Annotated in this window: 21 protein-coding genes; 19 read left to right on the top strand and 2 right to left on the bottom strand. The window is 36.7% G+C overall.

Going from position 1 to position 20,121, the window contains the following annotated elements; translation table 11 throughout:
- The first annotated feature begins 7 nt into the window (after nucleotides 1–7).
- From PODO_RS24015 to PODO_RS23930, 18 genes are all read left to right on the top strand, one after another.
- Entirely contained in the window at nucleotides 8–706 is a 699-nt protein-coding gene (locus PODO_RS24015) for a RodZ family helix-turn-helix domain-containing protein (protein ID WP_038573058.1), read from the top strand.
- 2 nt (nucleotides 707–708) lie between these two features.
- Nucleotides 709–1,737, top strand: coding sequence for a copper amine oxidase N-terminal domain-containing protein (locus PODO_RS24010; protein ID WP_038573057.1), 1,029 nt, complete (start codon nucleotides 709–711; stop codon nucleotides 1,735–1,737).
- 89 nt (nucleotides 1,738–1,826) lie between these two features.
- Nucleotides 1,827–2,453, top strand: coding sequence for a sugar transferase (locus tag PODO_RS24005; protein WP_038573056.1), 627 nt, complete (start codon nucleotides 1,827–1,829; stop codon nucleotides 2,451–2,453).
- A 1-nt stretch (nucleotide 2,454) separates the two neighbouring features.
- Nucleotides 2,455–3,333 (top strand): NAD-dependent epimerase/dehydratase family protein, encoded by an 879-nt coding sequence (locus PODO_RS24000; RefSeq protein ID WP_038573055.1) that lies wholly within the window; start codon nucleotides 2,455–2,457, stop codon nucleotides 3,331–3,333.
- Between the two features lie 2 nt (nucleotides 3,334–3,335).
- Entirely contained in the window at nucleotides 3,336–4,466 is a 1,131-nt protein-coding gene (locus tag PODO_RS23995) for a glycosyltransferase family protein (RefSeq protein ID WP_038573054.1), read from the top strand.
- Entirely contained in the window at nucleotides 4,466–5,068 is a 603-nt protein-coding gene (locus PODO_RS23990) for a DapH/DapD/GlmU-related protein (RefSeq protein ID WP_038573053.1), read from the top strand. The genes PODO_RS23995 and PODO_RS23990 overlap by 1 nt, the downstream gene beginning before the upstream one ends.
- Nucleotides 5,069–5,198: 130 nt before the next feature.
- The gene (locus tag PODO_RS23985; RefSeq protein ID WP_425311699.1) at nucleotides 5,199–6,200 is read left to right on the top strand and encodes a glycosyltransferase family 2 protein; all 1,002 of its coding nucleotides are present in this window, start codon (nucleotides 5,199–5,201) and stop codon (nucleotides 6,198–6,200) included.
- A gap of 79 nt (nucleotides 6,201–6,279) precedes the next feature.
- Complete coding sequence (locus PODO_RS23980; protein WP_169744804.1) at nucleotides 6,280–7,362, top strand: EpsG family protein; 1,083 nt, start codon at nucleotides 6,280–6,282, stop codon at nucleotides 7,360–7,362.
- A gap of 188 nt (nucleotides 7,363–7,550) precedes the next feature.
- Nucleotides 7,551–8,573 (top strand): glycosyltransferase family 2 protein, encoded by a 1,023-nt coding sequence (locus PODO_RS23975; protein WP_169744803.1) that lies wholly within the window; start codon nucleotides 7,551–7,553, stop codon nucleotides 8,571–8,573.
- A gap of 69 nt (nucleotides 8,574–8,642) precedes the next feature.
- Nucleotides 8,643–9,746, top strand: coding sequence for a polysaccharide pyruvyl transferase family protein (locus PODO_RS23970; RefSeq protein ID WP_038573049.1), 1,104 nt, complete (start codon nucleotides 8,643–8,645; stop codon nucleotides 9,744–9,746).
- On the top strand, nucleotides 9,743–11,152 hold the full coding sequence (locus PODO_RS23965; RefSeq protein WP_038573048.1) for a lipopolysaccharide biosynthesis protein: 1,410 nt from the start codon (nucleotides 9,743–9,745) through the stop codon (nucleotides 11,150–11,152). The genes PODO_RS23970 and PODO_RS23965 overlap by 4 nt, the downstream gene beginning before the upstream one ends.
- 148 nt (nucleotides 11,153–11,300) lie before the next feature.
- Complete coding sequence (gene rfbA / locus PODO_RS23960) at nucleotides 11,301–12,179, top strand: glucose-1-phosphate thymidylyltransferase RfbA (RefSeq protein WP_036685112.1); 879 nt, start codon at nucleotides 11,301–11,303, stop codon at nucleotides 12,177–12,179.
- A gap of 20 nt (nucleotides 12,180–12,199) precedes the next feature.
- A complete protein-coding gene (rfbC, locus tag PODO_RS23955; protein ID WP_038573047.1) occupies nucleotides 12,200–12,760 on the top strand; it encodes a dTDP-4-dehydrorhamnose 3,5-epimerase in 561 nt (186 codons plus the stop codon).
- Nucleotides 12,761–12,788: 28 nt separating this feature from the next.
- Nucleotides 12,789–13,784 carry a dTDP-glucose 4,6-dehydratase gene (gene rfbB / locus PODO_RS23950; protein ID WP_036685119.1) on the top strand — a complete coding sequence of 332 codons (996 nt, stop codon included), beginning with the start codon at nucleotides 12,789–12,791 and terminating at the stop codon, nucleotides 13,782–13,784.
- Nucleotides 13,785–13,862: 78 nt separating this feature from the next.
- Complete coding sequence (locus PODO_RS23945; protein ID WP_169744802.1) at nucleotides 13,863–14,432, top strand: YdcF family protein; 570 nt, start codon at nucleotides 13,863–13,865, stop codon at nucleotides 14,430–14,432.
- Nucleotides 14,433–15,273: 841 nt separating this feature from the next.
- Nucleotides 15,274–16,671: a glutamyl-tRNA reductase gene (gene hemA / locus PODO_RS23940; protein ID WP_038573045.1), complete on the top strand. Its 1,398-nt coding sequence runs from the start codon at nucleotides 15,274–15,276 to the stop codon at nucleotides 16,669–16,671.
- Between the two features lie 5 nt (nucleotides 16,672–16,676).
- The gene (gene ccsA, locus PODO_RS23935; protein ID WP_036685126.1) at nucleotides 16,677–17,504 is read left to right on the top strand and encodes a cytochrome c biogenesis protein CcsA; all 828 of its coding nucleotides are present in this window, start codon (nucleotides 16,677–16,679) and stop codon (nucleotides 17,502–17,504) included.
- 5 nt (nucleotides 17,505–17,509) lie between these two features.
- Nucleotides 17,510–18,157 (top strand): precorrin-2 dehydrogenase/sirohydrochlorin ferrochelatase family protein, encoded by a 648-nt coding sequence (locus tag PODO_RS23930; RefSeq protein ID WP_038573044.1) that lies wholly within the window; start codon nucleotides 17,510–17,512, stop codon nucleotides 18,155–18,157.
- A gap of 37 nt (nucleotides 18,158–18,194) precedes the next feature.
- On the opposite strand, the gene PODO_RS32390 is transcribed toward PODO_RS23930, so the two are convergent.
- On the bottom strand, nucleotides 18,195–18,383 hold the full coding sequence (locus PODO_RS32390; protein WP_483310473.1) for a hypothetical protein: 189 nt from the start codon (nucleotides 18,381–18,383) through the stop codon (nucleotides 18,195–18,197).
- A gap of 393 nt (nucleotides 18,384–18,776) precedes the next feature.
- Nucleotides 18,777–18,956: a DUF1720 domain-containing protein gene (locus PODO_RS32370; protein ID WP_080742579.1), complete on the bottom strand. Its 180-nt coding sequence runs from the start codon at nucleotides 18,954–18,956 to the stop codon at nucleotides 18,777–18,779.
- A 209-nt stretch (nucleotides 18,957–19,165) separates the two neighbouring features.
- On the opposite strand from PODO_RS32370, the gene hemC reads away from it, so the two are divergent.
- The gene (gene hemC / locus PODO_RS23925) at nucleotides 19,166–20,119 is read left to right on the top strand and encodes a hydroxymethylbilane synthase (protein ID WP_038573043.1); all 954 of its coding nucleotides are present in this window, start codon (nucleotides 19,166–19,168) and stop codon (nucleotides 20,117–20,119) included.
- Nucleotides 20,120–20,121 lie beyond the last annotated feature (2 nt).

Here is a 20,121-nt window from a genome sequence, read left to right as displayed (position 1 = left end):
ATATAAAGTGTTCAACAAACGATGGAAAAAGATCCTTTTATGGACGCTGTCAGTAATTGTAGTGCTGGGTGTTGGTGGCTTGTTCGCCGCGAATTATGCAGTAGATAAGCTGATGAATTCAATGGCAGATGGTTTTGATCTGGAGTCTGAGGATAATGTTGGTGGTGGTCAAGATCAAGGAACGGCACCAACTGATACAGTTGATGATGGTAATGTCGAACCTGTAGAGTCTGCGGTACCTTCTACCCCACCAGTAAATGATGAGGGAAGTAGTAATCAAAGTACTAAAAATAACGATAAACCTAGTGGGGAAACAACAGCGTCTACTACTAGTGAACCGACCAAAGCTCCATCATCAGAACAAAAAGATGGCTCTTCAGATGGTTATACAGCACAGGTCTCCACGGATAAAGCTAAGCAAATTCAAGAAAATGTAACGATTAAAGACAAAGCAGATGTCGCTTCTATTGTGCTTGGTCAGCTTAGTGTATCGGATATTAATCGTCTTAAAGATTTGGCAAAGGGTGGCTTAACGCTTGATGAAAAGCGGGAAGCACGCAGTATAATTCTTGGTAAAGTATCCGAAGAGCAATACAATGAGCTTTCTCAGATTGCTAAGAAGTATGGTGTTAGTCAAGGGAAGTCACGTGACCAAATTATAGCTGAAGAAGAACAATTAAAAGCGAAAGAAAAGGGAAGTGAATAAACATGTCTAAAGCAACATTATCAGTCGTGGCTTTATCGTTAATTGCTTCAATTGGTTTAGCACCCTTAACAGCATCCGCACCTATATCAGTATCAGCAGCGGCAGTACCAAGTGCAACGAACAAGGCTGCAACTAATACAATTAAAGTGCAAAGTATGAACGTGAATTTAATTTTTGACGGCGTGAGTATTCAGCCGCCCTCAGGTCAATATGTATTTATGTACAACAATACAACTTATGTTCCATTGCGGTTTATGTCATATGCCTTGCAAAAGAGTGTAGCTTGGGATGCTAAGAATGTTAAAGTTACCGTGGCAGAGCCTAGCAGCTCAGAGCTAGTTGTGATTAAAGAATACCTAATGAATGCAACGAACGGGAATAGTACTTCAGCAGCAGCAGCGAAGAATATTGCCCTCAATCAAGTTAAGGCAAGTTATGTATTTAACGGTGCAACCAAGGCTTTGCCTATAGGCCAATCTAGCTTCATCCTGAATGGTTCCTTATATGTACCCCTACGTTTTTTATCGGAATCTGTAGGTCATAACATTAGCTGGGATCAGAAGACGAAGACCATTACTGCAGCTTCCAAGGCTTATCAGGAACAATCCACTAATGGATCGACAAACAATGACAATGTTAAGGACCCATCTCCAGTAGCGACACCAGCGCCAACGGATACAACAGGTGTACCAGGTGGTGGTTCTGCAGGAACTGGAAAGGTTTCATATGAAACTATCACTAGTGACACAGAAGCTAAGCTTACGGCGCTTAAAAATCAAAGCCAATCTACATTAATGAGTATTGCGTTTGAGTATGTTGGAGCAACAGATGAGGCGAGTAAGAAAAGTATTAAAGCTAAAGGGGTACAACAACTAGCCTCATTCACTGCTAGCTTCAATAGTATAGTTGCTGATGCTGAACAAAAACTGAACAGCAATGGGTACAGTACAGAAATTATTAGTCAATATAAAAGTGAATTTGAATCACAGCTTCAGTTGGGAAAAGATCTGGCTGCGAAAATGGCGGATTAAGAGAGTAGTAAAATATCATCTCTATGCTCATTTGGCATAGAGATGATCTACATATGGAGAAATAGTAACTAAAAGGATCAGGTGAACTTATGAGACCTTATGTTTACACGAAACAAACCATAGATTTTCTATTAGCTTTAATTGGGATGCTAGTGTTATGGCCAGTCTTTTTAATCATTGCGATCGCAATTAAGACAACTTCCAAAGGCCCTATATTATTTAAACAAAAACGTTTAGGCAAAAATAAATCAGAATTCTACATACTAAAATTTAGAACAATGCGAACAGACACACCACAAGACATGCCAACTCATCTACTGGAAGATCCTGATTTCTTCATTACTAAAGTAGGCAAGTTCCTAAGAAAAACAAGCTTGGATGAATTGCCTCAGATTATCAATATCCTAAAAGGTGAAATGAGTATCGTGGGACCTCGTCCTGCATTATGGAATCAATATGATTTGATTGCTGAACGTGATAAATATGGAGCTAATGATATCAAACCTGGGTTGACTGGATGGGCTCAGATTAATGGTAGAGATGAGTTGCCTATTGAGAAGAAGGCGAGTCTGGATGGAGAATATGTTGCAAGCCTTTCTTTTAAGTTTGATATAAAGGTATTTTTTATGACGATTCTAAGTGTTTTGAAGTCTGATGGTGTAAAAGAAGGAACAACAAAACAGGAAGTGTCTTCTACTAAAGGAGTAACTTTATAAGATGAGTAAACGAAAGATATTAATAACTGGTAAAGGTAGTTATGTGGGTACAAATTTTATAAAGTGGCTGGAACAATGGCCAGATCAATACGAAGTTGTGGAGCTATCGGTTAGAGGTACGGATTGGAAGGAACATGACTTTTCAATTTATGATGTAGTACTCCATGTTGCTGGAATTGCTCATGTATCTACGGACCCAAGTATGGAGCAACAATACTATAAAGTTAACCGCGATTTGGCGATTGAAGTTGCGGAGAAAGCAAAAGAAGAACACGTTAAGCAGTTTATTTTCACAAGTAGTATTATTGTCTATGGTGACAGTAGCCATATCAACAAGAAAAGAATAATAGATAAAAATACGAAACCTCAGCCATCAAATTTTTACGGTAATAGTAAGCTTCAGGCAGAGAAAGGTATTTCTCTTCTAGAGAGTGATGATTTCAAAGTAGTGATAATTAGACCACCAATGATTTATGGTAAGGGCTCTAAAGGGAATTATTTAAAATTAGCGAAAATATCCCGTATCTCACCAATATTCCCTAACGTTGATAACCAGCGTAGCATGCTTCATATAGATAACCTTTGTGAGTTTATTAGACTAATGATTGAAAATAAGGAAAGAGGATTATTTTTTCCACAAAACGATGAGTATGTAAATACAAGTGAAATGGTGAAAATAATAGCTGAAGCAAATGGGAAAAAGATTAAGTTAGTAAAAGGATTTAATCCTTTTTTATTTCTTCTAAGAAGATATGTTAGGGTTTTAAATAAAATATTCGGGAATTTAGTTTATGAGCAGAGTATCAGTATATATAAAGTGAATTACAGAAAAAAAAATTTACGTGAATCAATTATGGCAACTGAACTGGAGAATCAATAGATATGAAAGTTGTTATTGTAACCTGCTTCGATACCTACGAAGATCGAATAGATTTACTTCATGAATACTTCTGCAAGAGAGGAGATGAAGTAACGATTATACAATCGGATTTCAGGCACTTTAAGAAGTCGAAACGTATTGAAGAGAAGCCTGGATATATATTTGTCAATACAAGCACTTATAATAAAAATTTGTCAATAGCAAGATTAAGGTCTCATTATGCCTATGCAAAAAAAGCATTTGAATTAGTTGAAAATATTAAACCCGAACTGTTATATGCGGTTATTCCAGCAAATTCAATTGCTAAGTTTGCTGGTGAATATAAAAAAAATAACAATGATGTAAAATTAGTTTTTGATTTAGTTGATCTTTGGCCAGAAACTATGCCAATTGGAAATATGAAGTATTTCCCACCTTTTACTTTTTGGAGGTTGATGCGAGATAATAGCTTGAAATTTGCTGATTTTATTATTACAGAATGTAATCTATACCAATCAATTTTGAAAGATTTATTAAAAAACTCAAAAAAAGATACAGTATACCTGGCAAAGAAAGAAATAAAAATTGTAAATAACTCTGTTCTCAATGAAAGAGAATTTCACCTGTGTTATTTAGGTTCAATAAATAATATTATTGACATTCAACAAATTAAAAAATTTATAAAAGCCTTACATGAGATAAAGCCTACGACTCTTCATATTATTGGAGATGGTGAGAATAGAAACCTCCTTATTGAAGAAATTAATAGTACAGGTGCGGTAGTGAAGTATCATAGTAAACTTTATGATGCAGCAGAGAAACAACTGATATTCGATCAATGTCATTTTGGATTGAATATAATGAAGAAAGATGTTTGCGTTGGACTAACTATGAAGTCAATTGATTACTTCCAGCATGGTTTACCAATTATAAATAATATTCAGGCAGATACTGCTGAAATTGTGGAACTATATAAAATAGGATTTAATCTTACAGATACAAATATTCAGGAATTAGTTTATGAGATCACAAATATTGATTTGGAACAGTTTGTTGAAATGAGAAAAAACACCAAAAAAGTATTTAATGATTTTTTTTCCTCAGTGGCATTTAATAAAAAAATGAATGTCGTAATCAAGGAGTTGTATGAATAATGGTAAATAATTATGGATTAGGGGAAATATTAAAGAATATGATCTCTCTTATTTATACTAGACTTTTTTATAAAGGTGCACGTTTGGTTCGGAGACCAATATATGTAAGAGGTAAAAGGTTTTTGGATTATGGTCAGGGTTTTACAACGGGATATAATTGTCGGTTTGAGATGTTTGATACTGGGTCAGGAAGCAACAAAAAAATTATAATAGGACATAAATGTAAATTTGGTGATTATGTCCATATTGCATCTGGTGAGAAAGTTTTAATCGGAAATAATTGTTTACTTGCTTCTAAAATATTTATAAGTGATATTAGTCATGGCAACTACTCTGATTCTACCTTGAGTTCTACACCTGATGTTCCTCCAGATGAAAGACCTATTTTTTCAAGACCTGTATCGATTGGTAATAATGTATGGATTGGCGAAAATGTATGTATTTTACCGGGGGTTAGTATAGGGAATGGGTGTATTATAGGTGCAAATTCAGTTGTTAATAAAGATATACCTGAAAATTGTATTGCAGTCGGATCTCCTGCAAAAGTAGTTAAAAAATATAACGATATTACAAAAAAGTGGGTTAGGTATTCTTCTGTGTGATTTGCGATTCATTTATTAAGGAGAGTAAAATTAGACTCCACAGTGAATGGTAATTGAATCTTGATGATTTAAAACTCGAATTTATGAAATTGATGTATATAGACTATTGATTATTTATGGAGGAAATTACATAGTGCCGAAAATTAGTATAATTGTACCGGTATATAAAGTAGAAAAATATTTAAAACGATGTGTTGATTCAATACTTGCACAAACATATAAGGATTTTGAATTAATATTGGTAAATGATGGAACCCCTGATAATTGCGGTATTATTTGTGATTCTTTCGCTGCTCAAGATAAGAGAATAAGAGTTATCCATAAAGAAAATGGTGGTTTAAGTTCGGCTAGAAATGCTGGGATTGAAGTAGCGGAGGGAGAGTATATAGGTTTTGTAGATAGTGATGATTGGATTACCTATGACATGTTTGAATACCTATTAAATTTAATAGAAGAATATGATTGTGATGTATCGTCAGTGTCATATATTTTATCAAAAGGTGAGGAAAATATAAATCAATCTAAAATAGAAATTAAATGTTATGAGGGGAATGATAGTTTACATAATTATTTATTTGAAGGAATGTCTAAAAGAATTGCAGATTTCCCTGTATGGAATAAATTGTATAAACGGCATTTGTTTAACGAGATAAGATTTCCCGAAGGACAATTATATGAAGATGGAGCGACGAATTTTATGTTGCTTCAAAGAGCGAGAAAATATGTTAAAAGTAATAAAATTTCTTATTTCTACTTTCAAGATGGTGCAAGTATTACTAGAAGAGGATTCCAAAATAAAGATTTGGAAATTTTGATTGTAGGAGATCAAATGGTGGCATTAGCATTAACAGTTGGTGATCAAGAGATTATAAAGCTCGCTAAAATGAAGCAAGCAAGATCTTATTTCTCTCTATTGTCAAAAATTTCTTTATATGGTTTTGCTGATAAAAGATCTTTTAACGATAAAACAGTAATAGAACTAACACAAAAATTAAGAAGTAAATATATTTTTTTATTAAAATCTCCTATGCCATTAAATCGTAAATTTGTAATGAGTTTGTTGTGTATACATATTAATTTAGTGAAAATTCCAATACAATTGTATTCGAGAATAAAGTTATTAAAGTTATAATATATACACTTAATGTAATTAAGCATCTTTAACTTTTATATAGAGATAATTAAGGAGTAGTTATATGAGCATTTATTTCATGAATTTAGCCTTTGTAACTATATTAGGCTTATTATTTTATATGACAGGAAGTAATAGAGTAAAGGAAAGAATATTCGTAATTATAGCATTTACATCCATTTTTTTTGTATCAGGATTTAGAAATATAAATGTTGGTACTGACACTAAACAGTATCAACAAATATTTTCAACTGTAGCTAATATAGACATTACAAATCTATTTAAAGTATATAGGTCTGAACATGGTTATTTATTACTGAATAAAATTTTGTCTAGATTTACAGTAGATCCACAAGCTATTACTATCTTAACGAGTGCAATTATTATTTATGCTTTTGCAGTATTTGTATATTACAACTCTGATAATGTATATATTTCAACATTTTTATTTCTGACTACATTCTACTTTTGTATTTCATTAAATGCATCAAGGCAATTCATTTCTGTTGCATTATTATGTAATTCTTTTTATTTTTTTAAAAAAGGTAAAATCAAAAGTTTTTTAGCAATTATTTTACTCTCCTCAATGTTTCATTTATCTTCAATATTATTTATACTGATTTTGCCATTGAAGCTTATTAAACCTAAACCAAAAAATTTCATATACATAACAATTATTTCGTTTAGTTTGTGTTTTCTATTAATGTTTTCAAATAATATTATTTTAAATTTATTAAGTCATTATGACGTATATCAAGGAACGCAATTTTTTGCGGGAAAAGCTGTCAGAGGTACTTATATTATATGGATATCTCAATTGTGTTTAGCTATAATCTCAATTTATTTTTTAGCAAGAGAAAAAAAACTATTAGAGATAATTGATCGAAATGAATTGTTTTATTTATCAATTTTTATGGTATTTTCTGTTGTGATTGGCTTAATTGGTACTAAGATATTTATATTTAGCCGGATGGCATACTATTTTGGTGTTTTTATGATTATTTTTATTCCGAAAATACTAATAAAACTAAAGGGTATTGGTGGTATATTATATTTGCCTATGTTTTTTTTATTGACCCTTTATTATTATTACATGCTTAATAGTGGGTCAGAAGGTGTTGTTCCCTATAGTTTTTTTTGGCAGTTTTCAACATTCAAATAAGTTGACTAGTTAACTTATATATGAGAACAAATTATTATAATAATTTAATATTTATCTTTGTTAAACAGTTTGATTAAAATGGATAAATACTTATTTTAAATCTGTGCTAATTATAGTAGGACTTTTTCTCTACCTATTTATACAATCCATCAATTGTTTAAACGGTAATTTACGAAAATATGCTGCATGTGGAATCAGGTAATAATAGAGAAAAGAGAGGATTGGATAAAGTGATTAGCATCATTGTACCAGTTTACAACTCTGAACAATACCTTAGTCGTTGTATTGAGAGTATCCTTAATCAAACTTATACAAATTTTGAATTGCTTTTAGTTAATGACGGCTCAAATGATGCTTCTTTAAGTATGTGCGAGAAGTATGCAACAATTGATAACCGTATAAAAATTATTAGTACTGAAAATAATGGTGTTTCATCTGCTCGTAATACTGGTTTAGACGCTTCAATTGGAACATATATTGGTTTTGTTGATAGTGACGACTGGATTGAGGCTGATATGTATGAAATACTTATTGAAAATGCTGAAAAGTATAAGGCAGATATTTCATGTTGTAATTATTTTATGAACAGTACTACTGAAATAATTTTAGAGCATCAGATAAATGATAATGTAGTCTATTCTGATAGAGATTGTGCGGATTTTTTTCTAGAAAGGAAAACATTTGGTAATTCAGTGTGTAATAAAGTTTTTAACAAGAGAATTTTAAAGCATAAATTTGATCTTGGATTATCTGTTGGTGAGGATGCTTTTTTTCTTTTTGAAGCTTGTCTAAACTCTAAAACTGTAGTCTGCTGCAAAGAAGCAAAATATCATTATTACATTCGCATTGGATCAGCGACAAAAATAGGCTTCAACGAAAAAGTTTTTCATATGTTAAAATTCACTGATATGATTATTGAAGTGATTAAAAAGAAAAAAACAAGCAGTGTCAATGAAGCGTATGCTTATGCATTCACCTCATATTTTAGTGTTCTTAATGTACTCATATATCATAGAATGGAAAAAAAATATAAATTCGAATATGAAAAAGTTGTATCTTTTCTTAATTCAGTGACTAAAAAGTTATTAAATGAAAAAAAAATATCAAAAGCTAAACTACTCGCCTATTCTTTGTTTTATGTAAATAAATCTATGTATAGATATCTAATTACTCGTTACTATAATGATAAAAAAGTGGATTTTATGAATTGAATATTAATATTGAAATTAAATAAAATTACATAGGATGAATTAAATTCATAGGGATTAGGGAGAAAATTAATGAAAATATTACTTGAAATATATTTGGCAGAAAATCTAGGTGATGACTTATTTTTGAAGATGATATTAGAACGATATCCAAATGTGACTTGGTATATTTTCTGTCAAAATAAAGCTTATAAATATAATTTTTTAAGTGAATATAAGAATGTCAGACTTATCAGATTGCCGAAAATTATTTATACAGTTCTATTTCGAACAAATTTGCTAAATATTTATCACTATTATATTATGGGAAAATTAAATCTATCCGCTACAGTAAGCATCGGTGGATCCATTTTTATGGAAATAAAAGGGTGGAAAAGGCTGTATGAAAGAAGAAGATTTCTTTGGAGTAAGTTTAAATCAAATGGGAAAAAGAATTTTGTTCTTGGATCAAATTTCGGACCACATAAAGATGAAAATTTTGTTCTGAGTTATAATGAACTTTTCAAGGAATTAGAGGATATATGTTTCAGAGATTCTTATTCCTATTCGTTGTTCCCAGAATTAAATAATGTTAGAAATGAACCAGATATTATATTTAGCTTAGAAGCAAACACTCAAAAGAAGATTGAGAATTCGATCGGTATATCCCTAATTTCTTTGGAAAATAGATTGGATTTAATTAATTATAAAGAAATTTATATAGAAAAAATGGTAGAAATAATTAATCATTATAATGAAAAAAAAAAACAGGTTACACTAATTTCTTTCTGTCAGATAGAAGGAGACGAAGAAATTATTAATGATATATTAAATAGGATCAATAAAGCTGATACTCATACATTATTTTATAGAGGCAACATAGAAAGTTTTCTTCAAGAGATATCTTCCATTGAAAAGTTCATCACTTGTCGGTTTCATTCACTAATTTTAGCTTACATTTTGAATAGCAAATTTTACCCTATCATATATAGTAAAAAAACCTCAGACATAATTTCAGATTATAATCTGTCTAATTCAATGACATTTATTGAAGAAATAGATAAACTAACTATTGAAGAAATAGAGTTTGAATTTGAAAACAACAAAGGTATCAACAAAAGCATTTTAGATAAATCTGAAAGACAATTTTGGGAATTAGATAAGTTTATAGGTTTGAAGAGTGGTGAATCTATTTGAATAAGTACAAAAAATTAATCGGGAATTCTGCTATATTCGCAGTTGGAAACCTTGGAAGTAAATTGATTTTAATTTTCTTAGTTCCACTTTACACATATTACTTAACTGCAGTGGAGTACGGCACGATAGATATAATTACAACAACGAGTAGTTTGTTGTTACCGATTATCTCTTTAAGTATATTTGACGCTGTATTAAGATTTGTAATGGATAAAAAATATCCAAATGATGTTGTATTTACAAACGCCTTAATAATTACAATTTTAGGTTCTATAATTGCTTTATTATTCTATCCAATATTTGTGTATTTTAATGTTCTAAGTGGGTTGTTGGAATATATGTATACAATATTAATAATACAAGCTTTTCAAACTATGCTGACCCAATTTATTAGAGCAATTGGTAAAATTAAAGTGTACGCCTTGAATGGAATTATTATGACATTGGTTACAGCAGTCTTTAATATAATTTTCTTAGTGAAATATAACATGGGTATTAACGGGTATTTTTTGTCTATTATTATTGCAAACCTAATTTCAATAGTATATTTGACACTATACACCAAAATATTAAGTTATATTAGATTTGATAAAATAAACAAAAAAATAACTGTAAAAATGCTAGTTTACTGTATACCACTTATACCAAATGCTTTTATGTGGTGGACAATAAACGCTTCTAATCGATATTTCATTCTCTTTTTTGTAGGAGCGAGTGCAAATGGATTATTTGCAGTTGCAAATAAAATACCAAGTCTACTTTCTATATTGAATACGGTTTTTTTTCAAGCTTGGCAATTATCCGCTATCGAAGAATATAACGATGAAGGTAAATCGAATTTTTATTCTAAAACATTTAGTTATTTCTCAATGATATTATTTTTGGGAACATCTGGAATTCTATTGGTCTTAAAATTCATTACTTCAACTTTAGTATCAAATGAATTCTATCAATCTTGGCAATTCGTCCCTTTTTTATTAATTGGCATCATATTTTCTAGTTTCTCGGGATTTTTAGGAACGAATTATATAGCTGCTAAACAAACAGGTGGAGTCTTTAGAACTTCAGTGATTGGCGGAGTAGTGAATGTAATTGCAAATATAATTTTCATACCTTTAGTGGGGACTAACGGAGCCGGAATTTCAACAATGATTAGTTTTTTTGTTGTTTGGGTTTTAAGATATTATGATACAAAAAAATATATCAATATGAAACTTAATGTAAGAATTATTACGCTTAATTTATTGCTTATTAGTATACAAATATTTATATTATTTATTGATTTTACTATATTTAAAGAATTTTTTATTGAGTTAATATTATTTCTGTTAGTAATTATTGTTAATAGAAAGATAATTAAATTATTTAAGCAGATAATTACTACAACAGTGAAAAAGTTTGTGTGATTTATCGGGTTTCCGAACTATTACCAATGAATTTCAAATAAATATATTACTTGTAAATTAGATGATTTGAATTTAATAATAGATTAGGTTTATTATTACATTTTATGATTCTTTCGTTCTTAAATTGAATAAAAGGTGGAGGTTCATTATGAAAGGCATTATCCTAGCAGGTGGCAGCGGTACGCGCCTATATCCATTAACAATGGTCACAAGCAAGCAGCTTTTACCTATTTACGACAAACCAATGATCTACTATCCACTATCTACATTAATGCTAGCGGGCATTAAAGAAATTCTTATTATTTCAACTCCAGAGGACACGCCTAGATTTGAAAGTTTATTAGGTGACGGTTCTCAATTTGGCATCTCATTACAATACAAAGTTCAACCAAGTCCTGATGGTTTAGCGCAGGCTTTTATTTTGGGTGAATCTTTTATAGGTGATGATTCAGTTGCCATGATCCTTGGAGATAATATCTACTATGGAAATGGAATGCGGAAGATGTTGCAACGTGCTTCTTCTAAACAACAAGGAGCAACGGTGTTCGGATATCACGTGCAAGATCCAGAGCGCTTCGGTGTGGTAGAGTTTAATGAAGAAGGTAAAGTATTAAGCGTAGAAGAAAAACCAACACAGCCAAAATCTAACTACGCAATTACTGGTCTATATTTTTATGATAACAGAGTTATTGAGATTGCTAAGAACGTTGAGGTCTCTTCACGTGGAGAATTGGAGATTACCTCCATTAATGAAGCTTACTTAAATCTTGGTGAGCTTGATGTGGAACTCCTAGGTCGGGGATTCACCTGGTTAGATACAGGAACTCATCAAAGTCTTGTCGACGCAACTAACTTTGTACGGACTATTGAAGATCATCAAGGAATCAAGATCGCCGCTCCGGAGGAAATTGCATATATTAATGGATGGATTACTAAAGAACACTTGTGGAATTGCGGGGAGAAGTTAAGTAAGACGGGGTATGGTCAGTATTTGATGAAAGTAGCTACAGGTAAAATACAATACTAATAACTGAAAGTGTGGCAGTGATGAAAATTACAGAAACCTTATTGCAAGGCGTATTAGTCGTTGAACCGCCTGTTTTTGGGGACCACCGCGGTTGGTTTATGGAGACGTATAGCGGAGCTAAGTTTAAAGAGCATGGAATAGATATGGAGTTTGTACAAGATAACCAATCCTACTCTGCGACTAAAGGAACATTACGTGGTTTGCACTATCAATTACATCCCAAGGCACAGACGAAATTGGTTCGTTGTACACGTGGTGCTATTTTTGATGTAGCCGTAGATATCAGAAAAGGTAGTCCTACCTATAGTAAATGGTTCGGCATTGAACTGAATGCTGAGAACAAAAAGCAACTGCTGATCCCAAAAGGATTCGCACATGGATTCATGACACTAACAGAAGACGTAGAGGTTCAGTATAAGTGCGATGAGCTTTATGCCCCGGAATGTGATGGGGGTATTCTGTGGAATGATCCTTCTATTGGCATCGAATGGCCTCTTCATATTACACCGGTATTATCTGCCAAGGATGAGAAGGCGCCTTTATTAAAAGATGCTAATTTGAATTTTTTTTACAATAACTAATAAAGCTAATAGATCGGGAGTGCGTTCATTGAGTAAGCAAAAGATGCTGGTTACGGGTGGTGCCGGATTTATTGGAGGCAACTTCGTACAGTATATGGTAGATAAATATCCGCATTATGATATTGTGAATTTGGATTTGCTAACTTATGCGGGTGATCTAACGAAGCATAAGGATATTGAGTCCAAATCCAACTATCGGTTTGTTCAAGCTGATATTGCTGACCGAGAGGCAATATTGTCTCTTTTTGAGTTGGAAAAATTCGATTATGTTGTTCATTTCGCTGCGGAGAGCCATGTCGATCGCTCAATTACTGATCCTGCGATATTCGTTCGTACGAATGTTATGGGGACACAGGTACTACTGGATGCAGCTAAAAAATTCGGCATTACTAAATTCCTCCATGTCTCTACGGATGAAGTGTATGGCGAACTCGATTTTGATCCTACTGTATTTTTTACCGAAGAAACACCTTTGCAGCCTAACAGTCCTTATAGTGCTAGCAAAACAGCGTCTGATTTGTTAGTTCGTGCGTATTATGAGACCTTTGATTTACCAATGAACATAACACGCTGCTCGAACAATTACGGCCCCTATCATTTTCCTGAGAAACTGATTCCACTAACCATTTCAAGAGTATTAAACGAAGAGAAGGTTCCTGTATACGGAGATGGAAAAAATATTCGCGACTGGCTCCATGTCTGGGATCACTGTGCGGCCATTGACCTTGTCGTGCACCAAGGAGTAAGCGGTGAAGTTTATAATGTAGGTGGTCATAATGAGAGAACTAATCTTGAAGTAGTTAAGACGATTATCAGTACCTTGGGGAAATCTGAAGATTTGATTGAATTTGTAACAGATAGATTAGGACATGATAAACGCTACGCCATTGATCCAACGAAACTTGAGAATTTAGGTTGGAAGCCAACTTATACTTTTGAGACCGGAATTGCGCAGACGATCCAATGGTATATTGATAATGCTGAATGGTGGCAACAAATCCTTAGTAACGAATCGCATAAGTGATTTATGCACGACTTAACGGTTAAGAAAAGAAAAGGTAATTTAATTAATAAAAGATTGGTCCTTTTCGTTTGCTTGCTATTGTTAATTACTGGTTTATTCAGTGCAGGCCGCTTCTTAGCACTATCTGAACCTCCCAAACAATCAGATGTCATCATCGTCCTAAGCGGAGGCCAAGGTCGTGTGGAGCAGGCAGCTGAGTTATATAAAGCAGGCTATGCTCCTTATATAATTCTTTCCAATGCTAAAGAGTCAACGAGTAAATCGGGTGATATGATCCAAACCGCCCTAGCTTTAGGCATACCACAGGACGTTATTTATACCGAGAACGCGGCGGATAGCACTTATCAGAATGCCGAGTACACTCTTCCTATAATGAAAGAATACGGTTTTAAATCTGCGATTGTTGTTTCCTCTGACTTTCACATGCGGAGGGTGAAATTTCTTTTTGGTCGTGTGTACAAAAAATCGGAGATTGAGCTGACGTATGTGGGTTCTGCATCAGGATATAACGCTAAACGCTGGTGGAGTGACCGAAAGAGTAGAGAAACAACGTTCAATGAGTATGTAAAAATGATCGGCAACACCTTTGGTTACAATGGTCCGGAGGCAAAAAGTACCCTTGATCAGATTAAGAACTGGTTTCGCTAATCTGCTGTAGAACGTTCACACTATAATCCGACAAAAACAGTTTTTTTCTTATCTTGGCTTAAGGCGCATTACGACAAACAATATTGTTTAATAGTTTTATACTTATAACTATATCAATATTATTCTCGTGGGAGAGACGCCAAATGCCAAATTACTATTTTAAAGAAATATGGACGCCTTTAAAATTAGTGAATATTCGTTTTTATCTAGATGATGAAAATCGTGTTTGGGTTAAAGTTTGGTCTAAGCATCGGCGACTTCTAAAAAGAGTAGAGTCTACTATATAATTAATATTTTTGTCCAACTTCCGAGGTGATCTCATGAGTCAAGACAATTTAGTTTGTAAATCATGTGGGAATACTACATTCGCTAAAGGCGAAATGAGCAACGGATATGCTAACGTCATGCCTATTGGGAAAGCCTTCTCTTTTGGCTCACCAGTTATCTTCACATTTTGCAAAAGGTGTGGAGAAGTAGCGTCGATAAAAGTTAAGAAACCTGAGAAGTTTTAAGTCACTTAGCAGTGACTTATTTTTTTTGGAGAACGGACTTTTTGACGATTTTAAGAACTAGTAGGCCATAATATTTCATTCTCACTTCCACAACCTTATAAATTAGCTAAAAATAACTCATCCTAACCGTAGCGAACCTACGGTTTTTTATTTATAATAATTATTATCTGGATTTCATAAAGCGTTCAAAAAATCTGTAAAAAGTCTTATTTTCGTGTGATATACTTAACACAGTGTTTTGGGATGTTGTGAAAGTGAACGGTAAGTAAGATATTAATTTATATAACTGGATTTCAGTAACTTATAGAGACTAGGATGGTGAACTATCGATGCACATCGTCGTCGTTGGCCTGAATTATCGTACGGCTCCCGTGGAGGTTCGGGAACAGTTTGCTTTTGCGGAAAGTGACCTTCCGGCAGCGCTCCATCAACTGATGAAGACGAAGGGTGTGCTAGAAGGGGTCTTAGTAGCTACTTGCAACCGTACGGAAATTTATGTGGTGATGGACCGCCTTCATATGGCTGGTTATTTCATCCGCGGCTTTATGGAGCAATGGTTTGGTGTGAAAAGCGAGCAATTTGCTCAGCATATGTATATTTATGAAGACGAACAGGCGATTGCGCATTTGTTCCGCGTGACCTGCGGTCTGGATTCCATGGTGATTGGGGAGACGCAGATCCTGGGACAGGTGCGGAGTTCTTTTCTCACAGCTCAGGCTGAGTGTGTAACTGGAACTTGGTTCAATCGGTTGTTCAAGCAAGCGGTGACGCTGGGCAAAAGAGCACATAGTGAAACGTCAATCGGCGAGAGTGCAGTATCTGTCAGTTATGCGGCTGTGGAGCTGGGCAAGCGGATTTTTGGCATGTTCACTGGGAAAAAAGTACTGATTCTCGGCGCCGGCAAAATGAGCGAGCTTACCGTGAAGCATCTATACAGTAGTGGTGCGGCAGAAGTGATTGTCGCTAACCGTACGCTGTCGCGTGCGATTGAATTGGCGGAGAAGTTCTCGGGTAAGCCGAGTACGATTGAAGATGCGTTAACAACTCTAAATGAAGTAGATATCGTGATCAGCTCAACAGGAGCAGATGGGTATGTGCTTACGGCTGATAAGGTAGCGCATGCTATGAAACGCCGCCCTTCGCGGCCGCTTTTTATGATTGATATTGCTGTACCACGTGATATTGATCCTGCGGCGGCAAATGTGCCGGATGTTTTTTTGTATGATATTGATGATCTGGAGGGCATTGTGGAGAACAATCTGGAAATGCGCCGAAGTGAAGCTGCGAAGATCGAAGTGATGATCAGTGAGGAAATGGATGAGTTCCAGGTGTGGCTCAAGACGCTTGGGGTAAGACCGGTGATCCGGGCACTCCAGGATAAATCGAATACGATTCATGAAGAAACGATGGAGAGTCTGTTCAATAAGCTGCCCGAGCTGGACGAGCATCAGCGGAAAGTAATCCGCCGTCTGACTAAAAGTATCGTGAACCAGATGATGCATGATCCGATCAATGTAATTAAAGAGCTGTCCGGCGGTAAGCAGGGAAATGAAGCTCTTGATTATTTTTCCAAAATCTTTGCGTTGCAGGAACAGCTCAAATCCGATTCAGATGATGGAGATATTGCCTCGGTTAAGGATTCTAGTTCTGGAGAACGTACGGCTGGCAGCGCTGATTTTTCTGTGCCTAAGACGGCGCTTGCTCCGGCAGGCTTGCTGGGTGGGTGAATAATATGCAACTGCTGAACGGAATATATGATGCCGCTCTGCTGGTCTATGCCCTGAGCCTGCTGTTTGTTTTCTCGGATTGCCTTAAAAGGAGTCCGGGTGGGAAGCGGCTAGGCACGGGGCTTCTTGTTGTTGTAGGTCTTTTGCAAGTTGCAGGACTTGGAATTCGTTTCTCTCAGGAGAAAGGCCTGCCTATTTTCACACCTTATGATTTCTTGTTTTGGTTTGCGTTTAGTATTGTGCTGACTTCGCTTGCGGTGGCTTTTACACGTGGAGGCGAGTTTACGATTTTGCTGCTCAGTATGGCCGGGTTTAGTGTTTTTCTGCTTAATCGGGTGTGGCTGACGGCGGGTGGGCATACGCTTGAGACTTGGAGTGCGGTGTATGGCTGGCTGACGATGCATGTGATTTTGGCAAATATGAGTTTTGCAGCACTGACGTTAGGGACGGTTTTTGCAATATTGTACTTGTTCCTGCACACCAGACTCAAAAGCAAGAAATGGAGCGACCGGATCCGTCGTTTGCCGAACCTGGAGACTACAGATAAATACTCTTACACCGCTATTTTGGTGGGCACTCCTTTGCTGGGAATATCACTGGTGGTGGCTGGTTTATCTATAGTATCTGAGGGACGGACGCTTTTATTGAAGGATTTAAAAGTATTAACGACTCTTATCGGTCTTGGGATTTACATATTTTATATTATCTTTAAGAAGTCCGGGCGGAAAAGTGGAGTAAGTATGGCTCGCTGGGCGATTTTAGGATATGCTTTTATTATCTTAAATTTTCTGTTGAATTCTTGGTCTGATTTTCACGGTTGGAGCGGGGAGTGAGGGGCATGAAGCGTTATTTACCCATAATGCTGGATTGTGAAGGGCAGCACTGTGTGGTTATTGGCGGTGGTGTCGTGGCTGAACGTAAGGTGAGCGGGCTGTTGGAAGCTGGAGCGGCGGTTAAGGTGATTAGTCCTTCTTTGACAGATTCGCTTGATTCTCTAGCTGAAAAAGGTCTCCTGATCTGGATGGACCGTACTTATGCTCCCGGAGATCTCCGTGGGGCCTTTCTCGTATATGCAGCCACTAACGATAGGGCGGTTAATGAAGAGGTTGCGCGGGAGTCTAGACGGCTTGGAATTCATGTAAATGTGGCCAGCCATGCCGAAGCGGGAAACTTTATCACGCCCGGAGTGGTTCGGAGGGGACGTTTGACGGTAGCCGTATCTACTTCGGGTGCTGGCCCGCTTGCGGCAACGAAGATCAAAAATGTGCTTGAAAAAGCGCTGGATGCGGCGTATGAGCCATATTTGGATTTTGTGCATGCCATGCGAACCCGGATTAAGGAAAAAGAACCTTCTGCTGAAGTTCGTGGAAGGCTTTTGCGGAAGCTTGGGGCGCTGGATGTGTTGAACGAGATGAGCAAGGGTACCTTCATAGCGTGGAGCCCGGAGGATATGGACGCTTGGATTGCTGAGCAGCGGTTGGAGTAAAAGTGCGCATGGACACTGTAAAGATTAGAAAATTGGGTTAGATTAAGATATGAAGTGATGAGCGGTTGTTTGGGTAACCATAATGAATGGCTGAATTGGCTCGTAGTGGATGGAATGGTGGAATGTACGGTATAAATACTGTTGAAATCGGCTTAAGTAGCTGGGATGGCGGAATGTACTGTATAAATCCCGTTGAATTGGGTTGAAGTAGCTGGGATGGTGAAATGAACGGTATAAATCCCGTTGAATTGGGTTTAAGTGGCTGGAATGGCGAAATGAACGGTATAAGTACTGTTGAATTGGGTTGAAGTAGCTGGAATGGTGAAATGAACGGTATAAATCCCGTTGAATTGGGTTGAAGTAACTGGAATGGTGAAATGAACGGTATAAATACTGCTGAATTCGGCTGAAGTGGCTTAGAGGGTGGAATGTACGCTATAAATACTGTTGAATTGGCTCGTAGTGGCTAGGATGGCGAAATGAGCGGTATAAATCCCGCTGAATTGGGATGAAGTAGCTGGAATGGCGGAATGTACGGTAAAAATCCCGCTGAAATGGGTTGAAGTAGCTAGAATGGTGGAATCTACGGTATAAATCCCGTTGAATTGGGTTGAAGTAGCTAGAATGGTGAAATGAACGGTATAAATCCCGTTGAATTGGGTTGAAGTAGCTGGGATGGTGAAATGAACGGTATAAATCCCGTTGAATTGGGCTGAAGTAACTGGAATGGTGAAATGAACGGTATAAATCCCGTTGAATTGGACTTAAGTAGCTGTGATGGCGGAATGAACGGTAACAATGCCCTCTAAACGAGCCACAGTCGCCGAAGGAGCCAAATGAAAGGCAAGAATGCCTCAGGTTGGTGGGAGTCATCCGAAGTAGCGAATTCAAAGGCAATAATGCCTTTTTTAGAGTGAGAGTAGTTAATTGGTTAGTTTGGGTTTGGATTTCTAGTGCAAGGTTCTGTGGTGAAGAGTAAGAGGCGAACGTTACCAGGAGGAATGGACAATGCGTAAGGTTATAGTGGGGAGTAGACAGAGCGCGCTTGCGTTGACGCAAACGGGACATGTGATTGCTGATTTGGAGCGACTTAGCGAAGAGCATGGTTTTGGATTTACTTTTGAAGTGAAAAAGATCGTCACCAAAGGTGACCGCATTCTTGACGTTACTTTATCCAAGGTAGGCGGCAAAGGGTTGTTCGTGAAGGAAATCGAGCAAGCGATGCTGGAAAAAGAAATCGACATGGCGGTGCACAGCATGAAGGATATGCCATCCGAGTTACCGGATGGGCTGATCAATGGTGCTGTGCCGAAGCGTGTCGATCCGCGTGATGTTTTGATCTCTAACGGAGGCGTCTCGCTAGACGAGCTGCCTCGGGGTGCACGCGTAGGCACAAGCAGCCTACGCCGATCCAGCCAGCTTGCTGCGCTGCGGCCTGATCTGGTCATTGAGCCCGTGCGCGGCAACATTGACTCGCGGCTGCGCAAGCTGGAGAGCGGCGAATACGACGCAATCCTGCTGGCAGCGGCGGGGCTGTCGCGCATGGGCTGGCAGGATCGCGTGAGCGCCTACCTGCCGCCGGAGGTTTGCCTGCCCGCTGTAGGGCAGGGTGCACTCGGCATCCAGTGCCGCGCAGATGACGCTGACCTGCGGAAGCTGCTGGCGTTATACAACGATGCCGACACGGCGTTGACGGTAGCGGCGGAGCGCACGTTCCTTGGCGTGCTGAATGGCGGCTGCCAAGTGCCGATTGGTGCTCATGCGGTGCTTGACGCAGCCGCCAAAGCTGCTACCGCTGAGCACAAAGTAATCTCGTTAACGGGGATGGTGGGAACACCGGACGGTTCAACGATTTTGAAAGAAACTTGCACGGGGGTTGACCCGGTACAGCTCGGCGAAGAAGTCGCTAAAAAGCTGATTGCAAGAGGAGCGGAGAAGATACTGTCAGACGTTAGGGGATGAGT

Origin of the sequence: Paenibacillus odorifer, from assembly GCF_000758725.1 — a bacterium.
Taxonomy (GTDB): Bacteria; Bacillota; Bacilli; order Paenibacillales; family Paenibacillaceae; genus Paenibacillus_AQ; species Paenibacillus_AQ odorifer.
This window is presented reverse-complemented; position numbering and strand designations above follow the sequence as displayed.